The sequence below is a fragment of the Paraconexibacter antarcticus genome (assembly GCF_024220175.1).
GTDB classification, from domain to species: Bacteria; Actinomycetota; Thermoleophilia; order Solirubrobacterales; family Solirubrobacteraceae; genus Paraconexibacter; species Paraconexibacter antarcticus.
In genome coordinates this window covers 2,058,207-2,075,068 of sequence record NZ_CP098502.1, presented here as the reverse complement: position 1 = coordinate 2,075,068, position 16,862 = coordinate 2,058,207, and the positions used below count along the sequence as shown (strand labels likewise).

At 72.7% G+C, this 16,862-nt stretch carries 19 protein-coding genes; 10 read left to right on the top strand and 9 right to left on the bottom strand.

What is annotated here, in order from left to right:
* Positions 1-38: 38 nt before the first annotated feature.
* Complete coding sequence (locus NBH00_RS10240; RefSeq protein ID WP_254573237.1) at positions 39-821, top strand: ParA family protein; 783 nt, start codon at positions 39-41, stop codon at positions 819-821.
* A gap of 51 nt (positions 822-872) precedes the next feature.
* Here the strand turns inward: NBH00_RS10240 and thrB are convergent, their stop codons facing one another.
* A complete protein-coding gene (gene thrB / locus NBH00_RS10235; RefSeq protein ID WP_254573236.1) occupies positions 873-1,727 on the bottom strand; it encodes a homoserine kinase in 855 nt (284 codons plus the stop codon).
* Between the two features lie 61 nt (positions 1,728-1,788).
* On the opposite strand from thrB, the gene NBH00_RS10230 reads away from it, so the two are divergent.
* The gene (locus tag NBH00_RS10230) at positions 1,789-2,070 is read left to right on the top strand and encodes a DUF427 domain-containing protein (protein WP_254573235.1); all 282 of its coding nucleotides are present in this window, start codon (positions 1,789-1,791) and stop codon (positions 2,068-2,070) included.
* Positions 2,071-2,163: 93 nt separating this feature from the next.
* On the opposite strand, the gene thrC is transcribed toward NBH00_RS10230, so the two are convergent.
* The 3 genes from thrC to lysA are packed head-to-tail and all read right to left on the bottom strand — an operon-like array spanning position 2,164 to position 5,781.
* A complete protein-coding gene (gene thrC, locus NBH00_RS10225) occupies positions 2,164-3,231 on the bottom strand; it encodes a threonine synthase (protein ID WP_254573234.1) in 1,068 nt (355 codons plus the stop codon).
* Positions 3,228-4,499 carry a homoserine dehydrogenase gene (locus NBH00_RS10220; protein WP_254573233.1) on the bottom strand — a complete coding sequence of 424 codons (1,272 nt, stop codon included), beginning with the start codon at positions 4,497-4,499 and terminating at the stop codon, positions 3,228-3,230. The genes thrC and NBH00_RS10220 overlap by 4 nt, the downstream gene beginning before the upstream one ends.
* Positions 4,489-5,781 carry a diaminopimelate decarboxylase gene (gene lysA, locus NBH00_RS10215; protein ID WP_254573232.1) on the bottom strand — a complete coding sequence of 431 codons (1,293 nt, stop codon included), beginning with the start codon at positions 5,779-5,781 and terminating at the stop codon, positions 4,489-4,491. The genes NBH00_RS10220 and lysA overlap by 11 nt, the downstream gene beginning before the upstream one ends.
* A gap of 24 nt (positions 5,782-5,805) precedes the next feature.
* On the opposite strand from lysA, the gene NBH00_RS10210 reads away from it, so the two are divergent.
* Entirely contained in the window at positions 5,806-6,528 is a 723-nt protein-coding gene (locus NBH00_RS10210; RefSeq protein WP_254573231.1) for an alpha/beta hydrolase, read from the top strand.
* A 1-nt stretch (position 6,529) separates the two neighbouring features.
* On the opposite strand, the gene NBH00_RS10205 is transcribed toward NBH00_RS10210, so the two are convergent.
* From NBH00_RS10205 to NBH00_RS10195, 3 genes are all read right to left on the bottom strand, one after another.
* Positions 6,530-7,171 (bottom strand): hypothetical protein, encoded by a 642-nt coding sequence (locus NBH00_RS10205; protein ID WP_254573230.1) that lies wholly within the window; start codon positions 7,169-7,171, stop codon positions 6,530-6,532.
* A gap of 76 nt (positions 7,172-7,247) precedes the next feature.
* Positions 7,248-8,015: a prolipoprotein diacylglyceryl transferase gene (locus tag NBH00_RS10200; RefSeq protein ID WP_254573229.1), complete on the bottom strand. Its 768-nt coding sequence runs from the start codon at positions 8,013-8,015 to the stop codon at positions 7,248-7,250.
* A 64-nt stretch (positions 8,016-8,079) separates the two neighbouring features.
* A complete protein-coding gene (locus NBH00_RS10195) occupies positions 8,080-9,288 on the bottom strand; it encodes a murein hydrolase activator EnvC family protein (protein WP_254573228.1) in 1,209 nt (402 codons plus the stop codon).
* A 136-nt stretch (positions 9,289-9,424) separates the two neighbouring features.
* Here NBH00_RS10195 and htpX point away from each other — a divergent pair, with 136 nt between their 5' ends.
* From htpX to NBH00_RS10175, 4 genes are all read left to right on the top strand, one after another.
* A complete protein-coding gene (htpX, locus tag NBH00_RS10190; RefSeq protein WP_254573227.1) occupies positions 9,425-10,339 on the top strand; it encodes a zinc metalloprotease HtpX in 915 nt (304 codons plus the stop codon).
* 3 nt (positions 10,340-10,342) lie between these two features.
* Entirely contained in the window at positions 10,343-10,915 is a 573-nt protein-coding gene (gene pspAB, locus NBH00_RS10185) for a PspA-associated protein PspAB (protein ID WP_254573226.1), read from the top strand.
* Positions 10,916-10,960: 45 nt separating this feature from the next.
* Positions 10,961-12,046, top strand: coding sequence for an IS630 family transposase (locus NBH00_RS10180; protein WP_254569016.1), 1,086 nt, complete (start codon positions 10,961-10,963; stop codon positions 12,044-12,046).
* An 88-nt stretch (positions 12,047-12,134) separates the two neighbouring features.
* Positions 12,135-12,575 (top strand): hypothetical protein, encoded by a 441-nt coding sequence (locus NBH00_RS10175; RefSeq protein ID WP_254573225.1) that lies wholly within the window; start codon positions 12,135-12,137, stop codon positions 12,573-12,575.
* A gap of 31 nt (positions 12,576-12,606) precedes the next feature.
* Here the strand turns inward: NBH00_RS10175 and pspAA are convergent, their stop codons facing one another.
* Complete coding sequence (gene pspAA / locus NBH00_RS10170; RefSeq protein WP_254573224.1) at positions 12,607-12,903, bottom strand: PspA-associated protein PspAA; 297 nt, start codon at positions 12,901-12,903, stop codon at positions 12,607-12,609.
* Positions 12,900-13,694 (bottom strand): PspA/IM30 family protein, encoded by a 795-nt coding sequence (locus NBH00_RS10165; protein ID WP_254573223.1) that lies wholly within the window; start codon positions 13,692-13,694, stop codon positions 12,900-12,902. Before NBH00_RS10165 ends, pspAA begins: the two co-directional genes overlap by 4 nt.
* Positions 13,695-13,816: 122 nt before the next feature.
* Here NBH00_RS10165 and NBH00_RS10160 point away from each other — a divergent pair, with 122 nt between their 5' ends.
* The 3 genes from NBH00_RS10160 (at position 13,817) to xseA (ending at position 16,862) form a co-directional block, all read left to right on the top strand.
* Positions 13,817-15,025, top strand: a complete 1,209-nt coding sequence (locus NBH00_RS10160; RefSeq protein ID WP_254573222.1) for a cell wall-binding repeat-containing protein — start codon at positions 13,817-13,819, stop codon at positions 15,023-15,025.
* A gap of 52 nt (positions 15,026-15,077) precedes the next feature.
* Positions 15,078-15,392 carry a hypothetical protein gene (locus NBH00_RS10155; protein ID WP_254573221.1) on the top strand — a complete coding sequence of 105 codons (315 nt, stop codon included), beginning with the start codon at positions 15,078-15,080 and terminating at the stop codon, positions 15,390-15,392.
* Positions 15,393-15,488: 96 nt separating this feature from the next.
* Positions 15,489-16,862: an exodeoxyribonuclease VII large subunit gene (gene xseA / locus NBH00_RS10150; protein WP_302182726.1), complete on the top strand. Its 1,374-nt coding sequence runs from the start codon at positions 15,489-15,491 to the stop codon at positions 16,860-16,862.

Here is a 16,862-nt window from a genome sequence, read left to right as displayed (position 1 = left end):
GCGAAATCCATCGGGCACTTCCGCGATACTGCCGCCCTGTGGCCGACAAGATCGCGATCCTCTCCCAGAAGGGCGGCACCGGGAAGACCACCACGGTCCGCACCCTGACGGACGTCCTGCGCCTCGCCGGGCTGAAGGTCCTGGCCATCGACCTGGACCCCCAGGGCAACCTGTCGGACTACTTCGACGTCGAGCCCGACGCCGACCCGACGATCGCCGACGTCCTCACCGGGCGCGCCAAGGCGATCGACGCGATCCACGGGGACGTCATCCCCGCGAACCTCACGCTCGCCGAGGCCGAGCTGCAGCTCGCCGGGAAGATGGGCCGCGAGCTGACGATGCGCAAGGCGCTGCGCGAGGTCGAGGAGCCGTACGACGTCATCCTCATCGACTGCCCGCCGGCACTCGGGCTGCTCACCGTCAACGCGCTCGTGGCGGCCGACTACGCGCTCGTCTCCTCCGAGGCGCAGTACTTCGCGCTGCAGGGCGTCGAGCAGGCGCTCGAGGTCATCGACCTCGCCCGCGACGGCCTCAACCCCGACCTCGTCTGGCTCGGCGTCTTCTTCAACATCGCGGACATGCGGACGGTCCACTCACGGGAGGCGTTCGCCTCGCTCCGCGAGCACGTCGGGGACAAGCTCTTCGACACGACGATCCGCTCCTCGATCGCGTACGCCGGCTCCGCCGAGCGGGCCGTCTCGATCCTCGAGTACCGCCCCGACCTCGCGTCCGACTACCTGGCGCTCGGGGACGAGGTGCTGCGCCGGCTCGGGCGCGAGGAGGCGCGCGGGCGCCTCGCCGAGCACCTGCCGGCGGCGTAAGAACGGCGTCTGAAGACGGCGGACGGGCGTCGCCCGTCGGGTACGCCGCCCCTACTCCACCGCGATGACGTGCGCGCCCATCGTCTCGAGGGGCGCGCGGTGGACCTGCGCCCAGCCGTCGGCCTCGCGGCGCAGCGACTCCATGAGCGACGGCGTCCCCTCGTAGGGCGCCCAGAAGAGGACGGTCGGGCCCGCGCCCGAGATCGTCGCGCCGATCGCGCCGAGCTCGCGCGCCCGGCGCACGAGGTCCATCGACCGCGGGAAGAGGTGCGCCCGCCGGTCCTGGTGCAGCCGATCGTGGAGGCCCCGGCCGATGAGGTCGTAGTCGCCGGTCGTCAGGCCGAGCACCAGCAGGGCGACGTGGGCGGCGTTGAAGACCGCCTCGCCCATCGGGACCTCCGGGGGCAGGGCCGCGCGGGCCTCCTTCGTGCGGACCGCCTCGTCGGGGACGACGATGACGGTCTCCAGGCCGGTCGGCGCGTCCAGGCGGGTGGCGGTCCCGTCGGCGCAGATCGCGATCCCCCCGTGCAGGGCAGCGGCGACGTTGTCCGGGTGGCCCTCGAGCTCGGTCGCGAGCGTCAGGAGATCGGCGTCGAGCTCGAAGAGGTGATCGGCGGCGACGAGGCCCGCGACGATGGCGGCGGCGCTCGTCCCCAGCCCGCCGCTCAGCGGGATGCCGGAGGTGATGCGGAACTCGAAGTCGTCGGCGGGATGCAGCCGCTCGAAGGCGCGGACGCAGAGGTTGCGCCGGTCGAGGGCGATCGGCAGGTCGGTGACGACGGCGAAGCGTCCCGTCTCGACCACCTCGAGCTCCATGTGGAGGCCGACGGCCGCGGCGAGGACGTCGAACCCCGGCCCGAGGTTGGCGGAGCTCGCGGGGACCTTGACCGTGCGCCGTCGCTGCATCCCGGCAACGTACCGGTGCCAGGACGCCCGGCGGCGGCCGCCGGGTTCCTAGGCTGGGGGGATGCGAGCGATCTGGAACGACACGGTTTTGGCGGAGTCCGACGACACCGTCGTGGTCGAGGGCAACCACTACTTCCCGCCGGAGGCGATCAGGGAGGAGCACTTCACCGGCTCCTCCCACACGTCCGTCTGCCCGTGGAAGGGGACCGCGAGCTACTACTCGGTCGTCGTCGACGGCGCGGGGAACACCAACGCGGCGTGGTACTACCCGGAGCCGAAGGACGCGGCCAAGGAGATCACCGGCCGCGTGGCGTTCTGGAAGGGCGTGCGGGTCGACGAGTAGGACTCGCCTGGCGGCTCGCCTCCTCGACGACCCGTTGCGAGTTCCTCGGCTGCGCCTCGGAACATCGCGGCCGCGGGCGGGCCGACCGGACGCCTACCCGAGCACGGCCTTCTCGACCGCGCCGAGGTTCGGCTCGCAGGGCAGCACCGACCCGGACTGCTCCAGGGCGGTCTGCGGGTCCTTGAGGCCGTGGCCGGTGAGGACGCAGGCGACGCGCTCGCAGCCGTCCGCGCCGTACTTCAGGAGGCCGGCGACGGACGCGGCGCTCGCGGGCTCGCAGAAGACGCCCTCCTTCGCGGCGAGCAGCCGGTAGGCGTCGAGGATCTCCTCGTCGGTGACCGCGCGGATGTCGCCGCGGGACTGCGTCATCGCGGTCATCGCCTCCTCCCAGCGGGCGGGGTTGCCGATGCGGATCGCGCTCGCGATCGTCTCCGGGTGCTCGACGCGGACGCCGGACACGAGCGGCGCGGCGCCGGCGGCCTGGAAGCCGAAGAGGCGCGGGCTGCTTCCGGCCTCCTGGAAGCCCTTCCAGTAGGCCGTGATGTTGCCCGCGTTGCCGACCGGGATGCAGAGGGCATCGAGCGTGCCGAGCTCCTCGACGAGCTCGAAGGCCGCGGTCTTCTGCCCTTCCAGGCGGTACGGGTTCACCGAGTTGACGAGCGCGATCGGGTGCTTGTCGGTGAGCTCGCGAACGAGCTCGAGCGCCTCGTCGAAGTTGCCGCGCAGCGCGATGACGCGCGCGCCGTGCATGAGCGCCTGGGCGAGCTTGCCCGTCGCGATCTTCCCGTCCGGGACTATGACCGCGCCGCGCAGCCCGGCACGGGCGGCGTAGGCGGCGGCGCTCGCGGCGGTGTTGCCGGTGGAGGCGCAGATGACGGCCTCCGAGCCCTCCTTCACCGCCTGCGTGACGGCGCAGCACATGCCGCGGTCCTTGAACGAGCCCGTCGGGTTCGCGCCCTCGATCTTCACGTAGACCTCGGCGCCGACGCGCTCGGAGATCCACTTCGCGTGGACGAGCGGCGTCGAGCCCTCCTGGAGCGTGACGATCGGGTCGTCCGCGTCGAACGGCAGCCGGTCGATGAAGCGGTGGATGAGCCCCGGGTGGCCGTGGCCGCCTCGCTGCGCGCAGGGCTCGCCGGAGGGGTAGTTGTCGCTGCTCATACGAACTGCTCCTCGATCACGCGGATGACCCGCGGGCGGCCGCGGACGAAGTCGAGGCCGGCGATGAGCTCCACGGCGGCGAGCATCTTCGACTCCAGCAGCGGGTGGACGACCATGACGAGGCGGGCGTTCTCCCCCAGCCCCTTCTGGACGACGGACTTCACCGACGCCCCCTGGAGCCCGAGCACCTGCGCGACCTGGGCCAGGACGCCCGGCCGGTCGGCGACCTCGAGGTGGACGTAGAAGGCGGACTCGACGTCCTTGACGACGGCGAGCGACTGCGTCGTCTCCGGCGTGGACGCCGGCGGGATCATCGCGCTGATGATGTCCCCCATGACGGCGCTCGCGGTCTGCGGGCCGCCGGCACCGGGACCGGACATCGTGATCTCGGTGATCGCCTCGGACTCGACGGTGACGGCGTTGTACGGCCCGTTGACCGACGCGAGCGGATGGCCGCGGTAGAGGAAGGCCGGATGGACGCGGACGGCGATGCCGCCCTCGACGCGCTCGGCCGTGCCGATGAGCTTCAGCCCGAGGTCGAGGTCCTTCGCGTAGGCCATGTCATCGCCGGTGAGGTGCTCGATGCCCTCGTACGCGACGTCGGTGATGTGGACCGGGGTGTCGAACGCGAGCCGGGCGAGGATCGCCATCTTCGCCGCCGCGTCCTTGCCGTTGACGTCGTCGGTCGGGTCGGCCTCGGCGTACCCGAGCTGCTGCGCCTCCTGCAGTGCGTCCGCGTACGTCGCGCCGGTCTCCGCCATGCGCGTGAGGATGAAGTTCGTCGTCCCGTTGACGATCCCGGTCACGCGGTCGATGTGGGCGCCGGAGAGCGACTCCTGCAGCACCCGGATGACCGGGACGACGCCCGCGACCGCGGCCTCGAAGCGCAGCTGGACACCGTGTTCGCGCGCGGCCGCCCACAGCTCCTCGCCGTGGTGGGCGAGCAGCTGCTTGTTCGCGGTGACGACGTGCTTGCCGGCGGCCATCGCCTCCAGGACGTAGGTGCGCGCGGGCTCGAGGCCGCCGATGAGCTCGGCGACGAGGTCGGCCCCGGCGATCACCTCGGCGGCCGTCGTCCCGTTCGAGCGGGTGTGCACGCCGGTGATCTCCGGGCGGATCCCGGTGATCGCGGCGATGTGGTCCGCCCGGGACGGGAGCAGCTCGGCGAGCGCGCCGCCGACGGTCCCGTGGCCGAGCAGGCCGATGCGAAAGGCTCGCCCGGAGGGCTCGCCTTCCGTCCGGAAGGGCTGGGCGGGGTCAGACGTCACGGGCGAAGAGGTCCTCTCGGGTTTCGCGGCGGACGACGACGCGGGCGTCGCCCCCGGACACGAAGATGACCGGCGGCCGGGGGCTGCCGTTGTAGGTGTTGGCCATCGCGTGACCGTAGGCGCCGGTCACGGGGGTCACGAGGACGTCGCCGACGCGCGGGGCGTTCAGGCGGGCGTCGCGGACGAGCAGGTCGCCGGACTCGCAGTGCTTGCCCGTGACGTGGGCGACGACGTCGTCCTCGGACGGCTGCGGGCCGGTCATCCGGTCGACGACGTCGATCTCGTAGCGGGCGTCGTAGAGCATGGGTCGCAGGTTGTCCGACATCCCGCCGTCCACGGCGACCCAGGTGACGACGTTCCGCTTGACCGACTGCACCGTATAGAGTGTGACGGTCGAGCGGGCGGTGAGCGCGCGGCCCGGTTCGTCGATGACCCGCTTCCCCGGGCCGAACACCTCCTCGACGAGCCGCACCTTCGCGGAGGCGTACTCCTCGATGGACGGCGGCTGCGGGCCGTCGACCGTGTACTGCACGCCGAGCCCGCCGCCGAGGTTGTACGTGCCGAAGTCGCCGAGCTCGGAGACGGCCCTGAGGGCGGCCCCGAAGGGCGCGAGCTCCATGATCTGCGAGCCGATGTGGAAGTGGATGCCCTCGAGGTCGATGCGCTCGGAGGCCCGCAGCCGCGCGATCGCGTCGCGGGCGGCCTCCGGGTTGAAGCCGAACTTCGTGTTCGGGCCGCCGGTGGAGATCGACGGGTGGGTGTCCGGGCTGACCCCCGGCGCCACGCGGATGAGGACCCGCTGGCGGGCGTCGCGCTCGGCGAGGATCCGCTCGAGGCGGTCGATCTCGTCGGCGTTGTCGACGACGATCTCGCGGACTCGGGCCTCGACGGCGTAGGCGAGCTCCTCCTCGGTCTTCGCGTTGCCATGCAGGTGGATGTCGCGCGGGGCGAAGCCGCCGCGGAGCGCGCTGGCGAGCTCCCCCGCGCTCGCGACGTCGCAGCCGATGCCCTCCTCGGCGAGGACGCGATAGACCGCGGTGCACGGGAAGGCCTTGGAGGCGAAGACGACCTCGGCGGTGGGGCTCGCCGCCCGGAAGGCCTCGACGAAGGCCTGGGCGCGGGTGCGCAGGTCGTCCTCGACGACGAAGTAGGCGGGCGTCCCGAACTCGCGGGCGAGCTCGAGCGCGTCGCAGCCGCCGATCCGCAGGCGCCCGCGCGCGTCCACCTCGGTGCCGAGCGGGTAGATCGTGGCGAGGCGGGGGTCGAGCTGGACGGCGGGCATGGCGGCCCGGGATCATGCCACGCCATGCGCGTCGTCCACGGCCAGCCACCCAGCGCGACCGGCACGCACCACGGTCTGGCGTGGGCGCGGTTCAACCCGCCCCGCCCTCCGGACGGCGCCGTCCTCGTCCTGCACGGCGCGGACTCGGTGAAGGAGAACCAGTTCGACTTCGCGCGGGCGGCGTCGTTCGCCGGTCTCGTGGCCGTGTGCTTCGACGCGCGCGGCCACGGCGACACGGGCGGCGTCCTGGGCGACGGGGTCTTCGACGACGTCGCCGCGATGGCCGACCTCGCCCGCGGCGCGCTCGGCCCGGACGGGGGCCCGCTCGCGCTGCGCGGGTCGAGCATGGGCGGCTACCTCGCGCTCGTCTGCGCCGGGCGGGCGGGGATCGATGCGGACGCGGTCGTCGCGATCTGCCCGCCGAGCGCCGAGGGGCTGCGCCGCGGGCTCGCCGACCCGGCCCGCTTCGCGTTCGCCGCGGACCGGACGGCGCTCGACGCGCTCGTCGCCCGCCACGAGGTGACCGACGCGGTGCGCGCCCTGCGCGTTCCGCTCATGCTCATGCACGCCGCGGGTGACCTCCAGGTCCCGGTCGAGCACTCGCGCGAGCTCGCGGCGCTCGCGCCCGACGCGAGCTACGTCGAGCTGCCCGGCGGGCACCACCAGTCCGTGCAGCACGACGGCGAGCTGCTCGGCGTGAGCGTCCGCTTCCTCGCCCGGGCGCTGCGGCGCGCCGGCGCGGCCTGACTCAGCCGCCGCCGAGCCGGCGGATGACGTTCGCGAGCGCGTCGGTCGTGGAGGCGATGAGGCTCGCCGCCCCCGCGCCGACCGCCTGCAGCACCGGGCTGAGGGACGGGAGGAGCGGCGCCGTCGCCTTGTCGAGACCGCCGGTGGTCTGCTGGACGGCCGTGCCGAGGCCGCTGCCGAGGGTGCTCGTCGTGTCCGAGAGCTTCGAGGTGACCTGGCGCGCCGGCTCGGTCACCGTGGCGTGCGCCGGAGCCGACCCGGTCGTGGCGGTGCTCGTGAAGGCCGGGACCTTGCGCCGGCGCGGCTTGACCGGGGGCGCGACCTTCGCCGCGGCGCGCGTGCCGCCGGCACCGGCGACGCCGCCGGCCGTCCGGGGCGCCGGCCGGGTCGCGGCGCGGGCCGGCGTGGCGGCGCTGCGGGGCACCACGAGCGGCCGCCGCCCGCCGTCCGTCACCGCGGCGAGCGCCCCGCCGGAGCCCGGCAGCGCCAGCGAGGGCTGGCCCGAGACGAGCGGGCCGCGCGGCGACGCGGTGTACGCGACGAGGCCGCCGACGACGAGGGACACGGCGACGACAGCCGCGACCAGGGCGGCGGTGGTGCCGACCCCGGCGACGGTGGCGCGGTTGAGGTGAAGGCGTTCCATGTGAGCACGCAGAAGCGCTGCCGGAGAGTCATCGGCGGCCCGTTCCGCGGCCTTTAGTGAGTTGGCGCGTAAACGCTCAAACGGGCGACGGCACCGGGCGCAGGCCGCCCGCCCGGCGGGCGAGCCACAGGAGCCAGGCGCCGCCGATGAGGGCGATCCCGACGCTCTCGAGCTGCGGCGTCGTCAGCCCGGCGATGCTCTCCTGGTTGCGCCGCAGGAACTCGACGAGGAACCGCTCGATCCCGGCCCCCACGAGGTAGAGCGCGAAGATGGCGCCCGGGCGCAGGCGGTCGCGGAGCGCCCACAGGCCGTAGGCGACGAGGCCCATCGCGAGCGTCTCGTAGATCGGGGTCGGGTGGACCTTCACCGTCGTCGGCACGGTGCCCTTCGGGTACGCCATCGCCCACGGCCCGTTCCACGGCTTGCCGTAGTCCCCGTCGCCGGAGATCTGGCAGCCGATGCGCCCGATCGCGTAGCCGAGCGCGAGCGGCGCCGCGCAGAGGTCGAGGAGCGAGATGTTCAGCATCCCGCGGCGGTGGGCCCAGAGCAGGACCGCGATCGCGCCCCCGATGGCGCCCCCGTACCAGACGAGCCCGGCCCCGCCGAAGATCCCGCCGACGAGGTCGTTCTTCACCTGGTCGTAGTTCTCGACGAGGTAGTAGAGGCGCGATCCGACGAGGCCGCCGATGAGGGCGGCGAAGACGATCTCGTACGCCCAGTCGACCGGCTTGCCCTGCTCCTTCAGGCGCCGCCCGATGAGGCTGCCCGACGCGAGGAAGCCGAGGGCGAAGAGGATCCCGAACGTCTTGAGGGAGATGCCGAGGAGGTTGATGTCGGGCTGCATCGGCCTCGCAGGCTACGCGGATCGACGGCCGTGGACGCTGCCCGCCCCGCCGGACCCGTCGCACCTAGAGGTAGTTCATCGGGTTGACGACCGACCCGTTGACGCGCACCTCGAAGTGGAGGTGGTCGCCGAAGCAGCGGCCGGTGCAGCCCGAGTAGCCGATGACCTGGCCTTGGGCCACGCTCGCCCCCATGGAGGTCGCGAAGCGCGACTGATGGGCGTAGCACGTGGCCAGCGTCCGCGTGTGCTGGATGCAGGTGAAGTTGCCGTAGCCGCCCGAGGCGCCGACGCCCTGCATGAGCGCGACGCGACCGGCGGCGGCCGCGCGGATCGGGGTCCCGGACGGCACGCCGATGTCGATGCCCGGGTGACAGGACTCCCACGCCCGGCTCTCGCAGAAGGGCGAGGTGATCGGCCCGTCGACCGGCCAGATCATCTGGCCCGACCCCCGCTTGATCGCCCCGGCCGGGAGCGTCCCGCCGGCGGACTGCAGAGCGGCGCGGATCTTCGCCTGCTGGGCCTTCAGGTGGCTGAGGGCGCCCTCGAGCTGGTGGCGCTCGCCGCGGACCGACATGAGCGTCGCCCGCTTCGCGCTCTTCGTCTCCGCGTAGCCGTCCTGCGTGACGACGAGCCCGCGCTTCAGCGCCGCGATCTCGTCGCGCCGGGCGGCGATCTGGGCGGTGATGCGCTGCTGGCCGGCCTCGAGCTTCGCGAGGCGGTCCGAGGTCGCCTTCGCGTCCGCCTTCGCGAGCTTGACGGTGCGGACGATCCGTTGGTCCTGCTCGCCGATGCGGTGGACGAAGTCCTCGCGCTCGAGCAGGTCCGCGAACCCGTGGGAGTTCAGGACGACGGTGACGAGGTCGGGCTTGTCGGCTTCGTAGAGCTCGCGCAGGCGGCGCGAGAGGACGGTGCGGGCGGTCTTCAGGCGGGTCCGCAGCCGCACGAGCCGCGCCCGCTCCTCGCGGAGCTGCGCCTGCGTCCGCGAGAGCTGCAGCTGCTTGACGTCGAGCTGCGCCTGGACGCGGTCCTGCCGGCTCTGGAGCGTCGAGAGCTTCGACTGCAGCCGATCGATCCTGCGCGTGTAGACGGTGATCGTGCTCGTCAGCACCCGCTCCTTCGTCTTGCGCGTGCTGATCTTGCCGCGCGTGACGTCGATCCGCTTCTGGAGGTTGGCGGCGCTCCGTGCCGTCGGCGCCCCGGCCGAGACGAGCGGCAGGGCGAGCCAGAGCAGCAGCGGGAGCACCAGGCCGGTGAGCAGCAGGCGCAGGCGCATACGAGGTCTGCGGACGGTAGCAATCGGCGGCCCGAACCCTCGTGTTCTGCTCGAGGGTTATGGAGCCTGCAGGATCCGTTGCGGGCCATGAGCATCCTCTTAGGAACCGTTGAGGCGGTGTTGTCATGCTCCTGCCATGGCTGCACCCTCCTCCTTCGGTCGTGACACCGGGCTCCAGGCCCGCATGCTCACGACCATGCTCCTGCTCGGCCTCGTCTACGCGGTGCTCGTCGGCGCCCTGTTCGCGTCCGGGGCCAGCGGCATCACCATCGCCATCATCGGCGGTGGCCTCTTCTTCTTCCAGGTCGTCGCCTCCGAGAAGCTCGCGCTGCGCGCCATGGGCGCCCGCGAGGTCTCCCCGCAGCAGGCCCCCGAGCTCCACGCGATGATCGAGCGCCTCTGCATCCAGGCCGATCTGCCCAAGCCGCGCGTGGCGATCGCCGAGAACCAGATGCCGAACGCCTTCGCCATGGGAATCTCGAAGAAGAACGCGGTCGTCTGCGCGACGACGGGCATCATGGACCTCCTCTCCCCCGCCGAGCTCGAGGGCGTCCTCGCGCACGAGCTCACCCACATCGCGAACCGCGACGTCGCGATCGTGACGTTCGCGAGCTTCTTCGCCTCGATCGCCTCGATGATCGTGCAGTGGGGCTTCTACTTCACCGGCGGCGGCGACGATGACGACGACAACCTCGGCGTCTTCGGCCTCATCGCGATCTCGGTCGTCGTGTGGGTCGTGAGCTTCATGCTCATGCGGGCCCTGAGCCGCTACCGCGAGTTCGCGGCCGACCGCGGTGCCGCCGTCATCACCGGCCGCCCCTCGGCGCTCTCCAGCGCGCTGCTGAAGATCAGCGGCCAGATGGAGCGCATCCCGGCGCAGGACCTCCGGACCGCCGAGATGGCGGCGTTCTTCATCTTCCCGCCGAAGGTGAAGGCCGGCCTCGGCAACCTCTTCGCGACGCACCCGCCGATGGACAAGCGGATCGCCGCGCTCGAGCGCCTCGAGGGCCAGCTCCAGGGGACGTCGGGCAAGACCGGCGCCTGGGCCTGATCGATGGGCTTCCTCGACGCGCTGCTCGGCAAGCGCAAGGTCTCGAAGGTCGCCCCGGACCGGCTGTTCGCGATCACGACGGCGACGATCACCCTCGAGACGGGGCTCGACATCAGGACGCGCGGCAAGGCCGCGGTCGTCTTCCAGCCCCTCGCGACCGGCGACTTCGAGCAGATCGCGAAGGACGTCGAGGAGCTCGTGCGCTCGACGGGCGAGGAGACGGGCACGACCGTGGCGTCGAGCGCGGACGAGTTCGGCTACCGCTGGTTCGCGCTCACCGACCCGGACGTCGAGGACCTCGCCGTCGCGATCAACGCCGTGACGGATGCGCTGAGCGTCGGCGGCTACGCCGACCGGCTGCTCTGCGCGGTCTTCGCCTACGAGGACGCCGCCGGCAAGCCGATCTACTTCATCTACAACTTCAAGCGCGGCGCCTGGTACCCGTTCGTGCCCGCGCCGGGTGCGCAGGCCCGGTCGAACGAGCGCGAGCTGCAGCTCAAGGCCCAGCTTGCGGGGGAATTGCCCTTCGAGGCCGAGCTCGAGCGCTGGTTCCCCCTGTGGGGCGCCCCCATCTAGTGTCCTGATTGATTAGTTCTGTTGCAGCGGGGGCATGGATACTTCATGCCTATCGCTGCCGCCCGTGAGATCGTGTTGACCGACCAGGAGCGCGCCGTTCTGGAGGGCTTCGCGCGGCGCCGCAAGAGCGCCCGGGGGTTGGCGCAGCGCTCACAGATCGTGTTGGAGGCGGCGGCCGGGCGGACGAACACGGAGATCGCGCAGCGGTTGCGTGTGAGCCGGCCGACGGTCACGCGGTGGCGCAACAGGTTTGTCGAGCGGCGCGTGGACGGGCTGCTGGATGAGCCGCGTCCGGGGCGCCCGCGGACGATCACCGATGAGGATGTGGAGGCGGTGGTGGTCAAGACTTTGGAGTCCACGCCCAAGGACGCCACGCACTGGTCGACGCGGTCGATGGCCAAGGAGGCCGGCCTGACGCAGAACGCGGTCCTGCGGATCTGGCACGCGTACGGGTTGCAGCCGCACCGCCAGGAGAAGTGGAAGCTGTCCAAGGATCCGTTGTTCGTCGACAAGGTCCACGACGTCGTCGGCCTCTACCTCAACCCGCCCGAAAGAGCTGTCGTGCTGTGCGTTGATGAGAAGTCCCAGATCCAGGCACTGGACCGCACCGCCCCGATCCTGCCGATGCGCCCCGGGACCCCTGAGCGCGTGACCCACGACTACAAGCGCTTCGGGACCTCAAGCCTCTACGCCGCGCTGGACGTGAGAAGCGGGCAGGTCATCAGCGCACTGCACCAGCGCCACCGCGCCGTCGAGTTCAAGAAGTTCCTTCAGCGCATCGACAAGGCCGTCCCGGCCGACCTGGACGTGCACCTGGTCCTCGACAACAGCAGCACGCACAAGACCCCGGCAATCCAGCGCTGGCTCAAAGCGCACCCCCGGTTCGTGCTGCACTTCACCCCGACCAGCAGCAGCTGGATCAACCTCGTCGAGCGCTGGTTTGCCGAGCTGACCCGCAAGCTGCTGCAGCGCTCAGCTCATCGCTCAGTTCGCAAGCTGAACATGGACATCACCAACTGGGTCGCGACCTGGAACGAGGACCCCAAACCGTTCACCTGGACCAAGAGCAGCGACGAGATCCTCGAATCCATCGCCATCCGCTGCAACGAAACTAACCGATCAGAACACTAGCACGTCCGGCGCCCCGGGCGGCGCGGCGCCCGTCGGCTGACCGGCAAGTTCGCACACGCCGTCCGACCTGCCAGACTGTCGTCGGGTCATGAGCGTTCAACCGCGTCAACCGACCGTGCGCGATGTCGTCACCGCGCCGTTCGACATCGCTGCCGGTCTCGTCACCGAGGTGGCGTCCACCACGGTGAACGTCGCGCTCGCCCCGGCCCGGCTCGTCGCCGCCGTGGGCTCCGCGATCACGCGGCTGCAGCGCACCCTCGACAAGCTCGACGACATGGCCGACGGCGTCACCGCCATGGAGCGGGAGATGCGCGGCATGCGCGCGGACCTCGCCGAGGTCATCGGCGAGCTCGAGGGCATCCGCGACCTGAACACCCGCCTGCACGTCATCGGCGACTCGGTCGTCGAGATGAACGACGGCGTCCACACCATGGGCACGAGCGTCGAGAAGCTCGGCCAGTCGATCGACAACATCGATCACATCGCCGCGCGGTTCGCCCGCCTCGGCGGCCGCCGCAAGGCGGTCTGAGCGACGTCGTCGCCCAGACCGCGTCGCCCGCTCAGGCCGTGGCGGCCGGCGGGTCGGGGATGAGCCCCTCGCCGGTGAACTCCTCGCGCGCCTCCTCCAGGGAGAGGTCGGCCGGAGGCATGATGAAGTCGGACGCCTCGAGCTCGTCGTCCCCGAGGACCGTCCCGTGCTTGCGGATGAAGTCCAGGAGGCTCTCGTAGGCCTCGTGGAAGCGGTCCTCGTCGTCGGCCTCGACCGCCGCGACGACCGCATCGTCGAGCGTGTTCAGCTCGTGGTGGTGGCTCTCGTCGAGGCGGTACTGGTCCTCCGAGAAGATCCGGACGATCATGCCGAGCCCTCCTGCGGCGCGGACGGCGACGTCGCGGCGTCGCCACCGCTCGGGAGCGCGCCCTGCGCCGGGGCGCTGCCGGTGCCGAGCTCGGCCTTCATCTTCGCGAGCTCGTCGTCGACCATCGAGCCGGACGAGAGCGCCGCGAGCTGCCGGTCGATGTCGTCCTGCCCACCGTCGCCGATCGCGGTGATGTCACCGAACGTACCGGCGGCCTCGAGCTCGGCGACCGCGTCGGCGCGGGCCTTCATGTCCTCGGTCTTGTCGACGGCACGCTGCATCGCCATGCCGACGTCGGCCATCTGCTCGCCGACCCCGGAGGCCGCCTCGCTGATGCGCACCTGGGCCTCCGCGGCGGAGTACTGCGCCTTGATGACCTCCTTCTTCGTGCGGAAGGCCTCGACCTTGGCGCGGAGCTTCTGCTCGGAGTCGATGAGCTTCTGCTGCTGCGCCTCGAGCTCCGCGACCTGCTGGTCGAGCGACTGCAGCTCGGTCTGGGCGACGTTCTTGCGCTCGAGCGCCATGCGCGCGAGGTCCTCGTTGCCGGCGGCGAGCGCCTGGCGGGCCTGCGTGTCGAGCTTCACGACCGACTGCTCGATCTTGCTCGCCTGCATCTGCAGCCGCTTCTTCGCGGTGACGACGTCGGCGATGCCCTTCTTGACGCCCTGCAGGGACTCGAGCTGCTTCTGGTAGCCGTAATCGAGCGTCTCGCCCGGATCCTCGGCCTTGTCGAGCATCCTGCTGATCTTCGCCTTGATGACGGTGGTGAAGCGTCCGGACTGACCGGCCATCGGGCCTCCTGGGTCGGCTTGAGGAACGTGTCCGGTGAGCCTAGCGTGGCGCGGGCGACCGCCGGGAGGGATCGCGTGACCGTCGCGGCCGCTCCGCGCTTGCCGTTAGGGTCAGCGCCGCCATGTCGTCCCGTACCTCCCGTTCCCCCTCCGCCCGCGCGGCCGCCGTCGCGCTCGCCGTCGCGCTCGCCGCCACCGCCGCCGGCTGCGGCCGCGCCGGCTCGTCCGACACCGCGACGCCCGACCGCCCGAAGATCGGCGTCAAGGGCGACACCGGCTCGGCCGCGGACCTCGGCTTCCCCGTGCTCGCGACGAAGAACACGACGCGGATCGCCGGCGCCGACCCGATCGCCGACGCGGCCGCGGCGACGCAGATCGTGTACCCGGGCGGCCCCGCCGGCGCGCGCCCCGGCGCGGTCACCCTCGTCGACTCGGCGAACTGGCAGGCGGCCGTCGCCGCGTCGGTCCTCGACGCCCCGCCGCTGCACGCGCCGACGCTCTTCGTCAACGGCCGGTCGATCCCGGCGGCGACGGGGAAGGCCCTCACGGCGCTGGCCCCGACCGGCGCGAAGGCCGCCGCCGGGGCGCAGGTCATCCGCGTGGGGACCGTCGCCCGCCCGGCGAAGCTCCGGCCGACCGACATCAAGGGCGGCTCGCCCGCCGCGATCGCGAAGGCGATCGACGCCTTCGCCACCGCCGCACGCGGCAAGGCCTCGCGGCGCGTGCTCGTCGTGACCTCGGAGGACCCGGCGTACGCCGCCCCGGCCGCGGCCTGGGCCGCGACGTCGGGCGACCCGATCCTCTTCACGGGCAAGAGCCACGTGCCGCCGGAGACGATCTCCGCGATCCGGGCCCACGACAAGCCGAAGATCTATGTCCTCGGCCCGAGCACCGTCGTGACGCCGGAGGTGACGAAGGAGCTCAAGGGGCTCGGCAAGATCATCCGCGTCGGCGGCCAGAACCCGATCACGAACGCCATCGGCTTCGCGACGTACTCCGACGGGGACTTCGGGTGGGGCGCGACGACCCCGGGCCACGGCCTCGTCATGGTGCCGCAGACCGCCGACCCGGCGACGGCGCCGGCGGTCGCGCCGCTGTCGGCGAGCGGGACGTACGGCCCGCTGCTGCTGCTCTCGGCCCCCGACACGCTCGACCGGGACGTCGGCGGCTACCTGAAGGACATCCAGCCCGGCTTCGACCAGAACGCCGCGCGCGGCTTCTTCAACCACGCGTGGCTCGTCGGCGACACGAAGGCGATCACCGCGGGGCTGCAGGCCGAGGTCGACGACAACCTCGAGACGCGGCCGATCGCGACGAAGAACGCCGGCTGAGCGGGACGCCACGCCGCGCCCCGACCGGGGCGCGACGCGATACCTTGTCGCCGTGAGCGAAGCCGAGAACCCCGTCCGCCGCGAGCCCGGGCACGTCGTCACCGTCGACGACGTCCGCACGCTGATGGGTGCCTCCACCCCGCACTTCGCGCTGCAGATCCGCGGCCGGATCGCGCGGCTCATCCGTGGCCTGCCCGACGGTCATCCGGCGCGCCTGCTCGGCGAGCAGGAGATCGCGCGGCTCACCGCCCTCGGCTTCTCGGGCGAGGTCCGCGGCACGGCCCACGAGCCGGCGATCCGCCCGCTCCCCTCCGTCGACGACGTGGCCGCCGCCGAGGCCGCCGCGCACGCCACCGGCGCGCACTGAACCACGCGGGCGCCGCGAGCCGGCGGACCGCGCGGCACCGGGACGCCGCGCCGCGCCGCCGGAGCCGTCGCGCCCGGCGGCTAGGCTCGCCGTCAGGTGTCCGACCCGTCCCCCCTCCCCGGCCTGCCTGTCCCCGCGCCCGCCGCGACGGCCGCGGCCCCCGCTCGCCCGGACGGGATCGCGGGCTCGACGCTCCCCGGGCCGTTCCCCGTCGGGGCCTACGCGCGCAAGCTCCAGGAGGAGCTGCGCAAGCGCGCCCGGCTGCAGCTCGTCGGCGAGGTCTTCAACCTGCGCCGGTCGAAGGCGAAGGTCTACTTCGAGCTCCGCGACGGCGAGGGCGCGCTGCCCTGCGCGATGTGGCTGAACGACTTCGAGAAGGCCGGCATCCCCGGGGGTGCCCTCGCGGACGGCGCGCAGGTCGTCGCCGCCGGCGGGCCCGACTACTACCCCGGCTCCCGCCAGTCCTCGCCCGCCTTCTCGTTCGCCGTGACCGCGCTGCGCGTCGCCGGTGAGGGCGACCTGCTCGCCCAGGTCGAGCGGCTACGGCGGCAGCTGGCGGCCGAGGGCCTCCTCGAGCCGCAGAAGCGGCTGACGCGGCCCGGCCTGCCGCGCACGATCGGCGTCGTCACCGGCGAGGGCGGGAAGGCACGCGACGACGTCCTCGCCGGCCTGGCCCGCCGCGGGTGGGAGGGCCGGCTCGTGTGGGCCTTCGCGCCCGTGCAGGACCGCCATGCCGCGCCCCGCATCGCCCAGGCGCTGCGCGACCTCGCCGCCACCGGCGCCGTCGACATCATCGTCGTCGCGCGCGGCGGCGGCTCGCTCGCCGACCTCATGGCCTTCTGCGACGAGACGCTCTGCCGGACGGTCGCCCTGCTGCCCGTCCCCGTCATCTCCTCGGTCGGCCACCACACCGACCACACGCTCATCGACGACGTCGCCGCCGTCGCGTGCTCGACGCCGACGCACGCCGCCGAGACCGCGGTGCCCGTCCACTGCGGCGAGGCACGGGTCGCGACGCTCAGCGCCGCCCGCCGCCTGTCGACGCACGGCCGGCGCGCGGTCGTCGAGCGCGCCCGCGTCCTCGAACGGCTCGCGCGGGCGCCCGCGGAGCACATCGCCCGCCACCGCCGCCGCCTGCACCAGCTGCTGCGCGAGGTCCGGGCGAGCGCCGTCCGCGGCGCCGCCGGCCGCCGCGAGCGGGTGGCCCGGACCGGCCTCGTCCTCTCCCGCAAGGCGGCCGCCGGCGCCGGCGCGGAGGCCGCCTCGCGCCGCGCGCACCTCGACGCGCTCGCCTCCGCGCTCGCCGCCCACGACCCCGACCGCGTCGTCGAGCGCGGCTACGCGGTCGTCGACGACGGGGACGGCGGCGTCATCACGACCGCCGCCGCCGCCCGCGCCGCCGGCCACGTCCGCCTCTTCTTCGCCGACGGCTACGCCGGCGCCACCGTCGACCCCGTCCCGGAGCCCTGA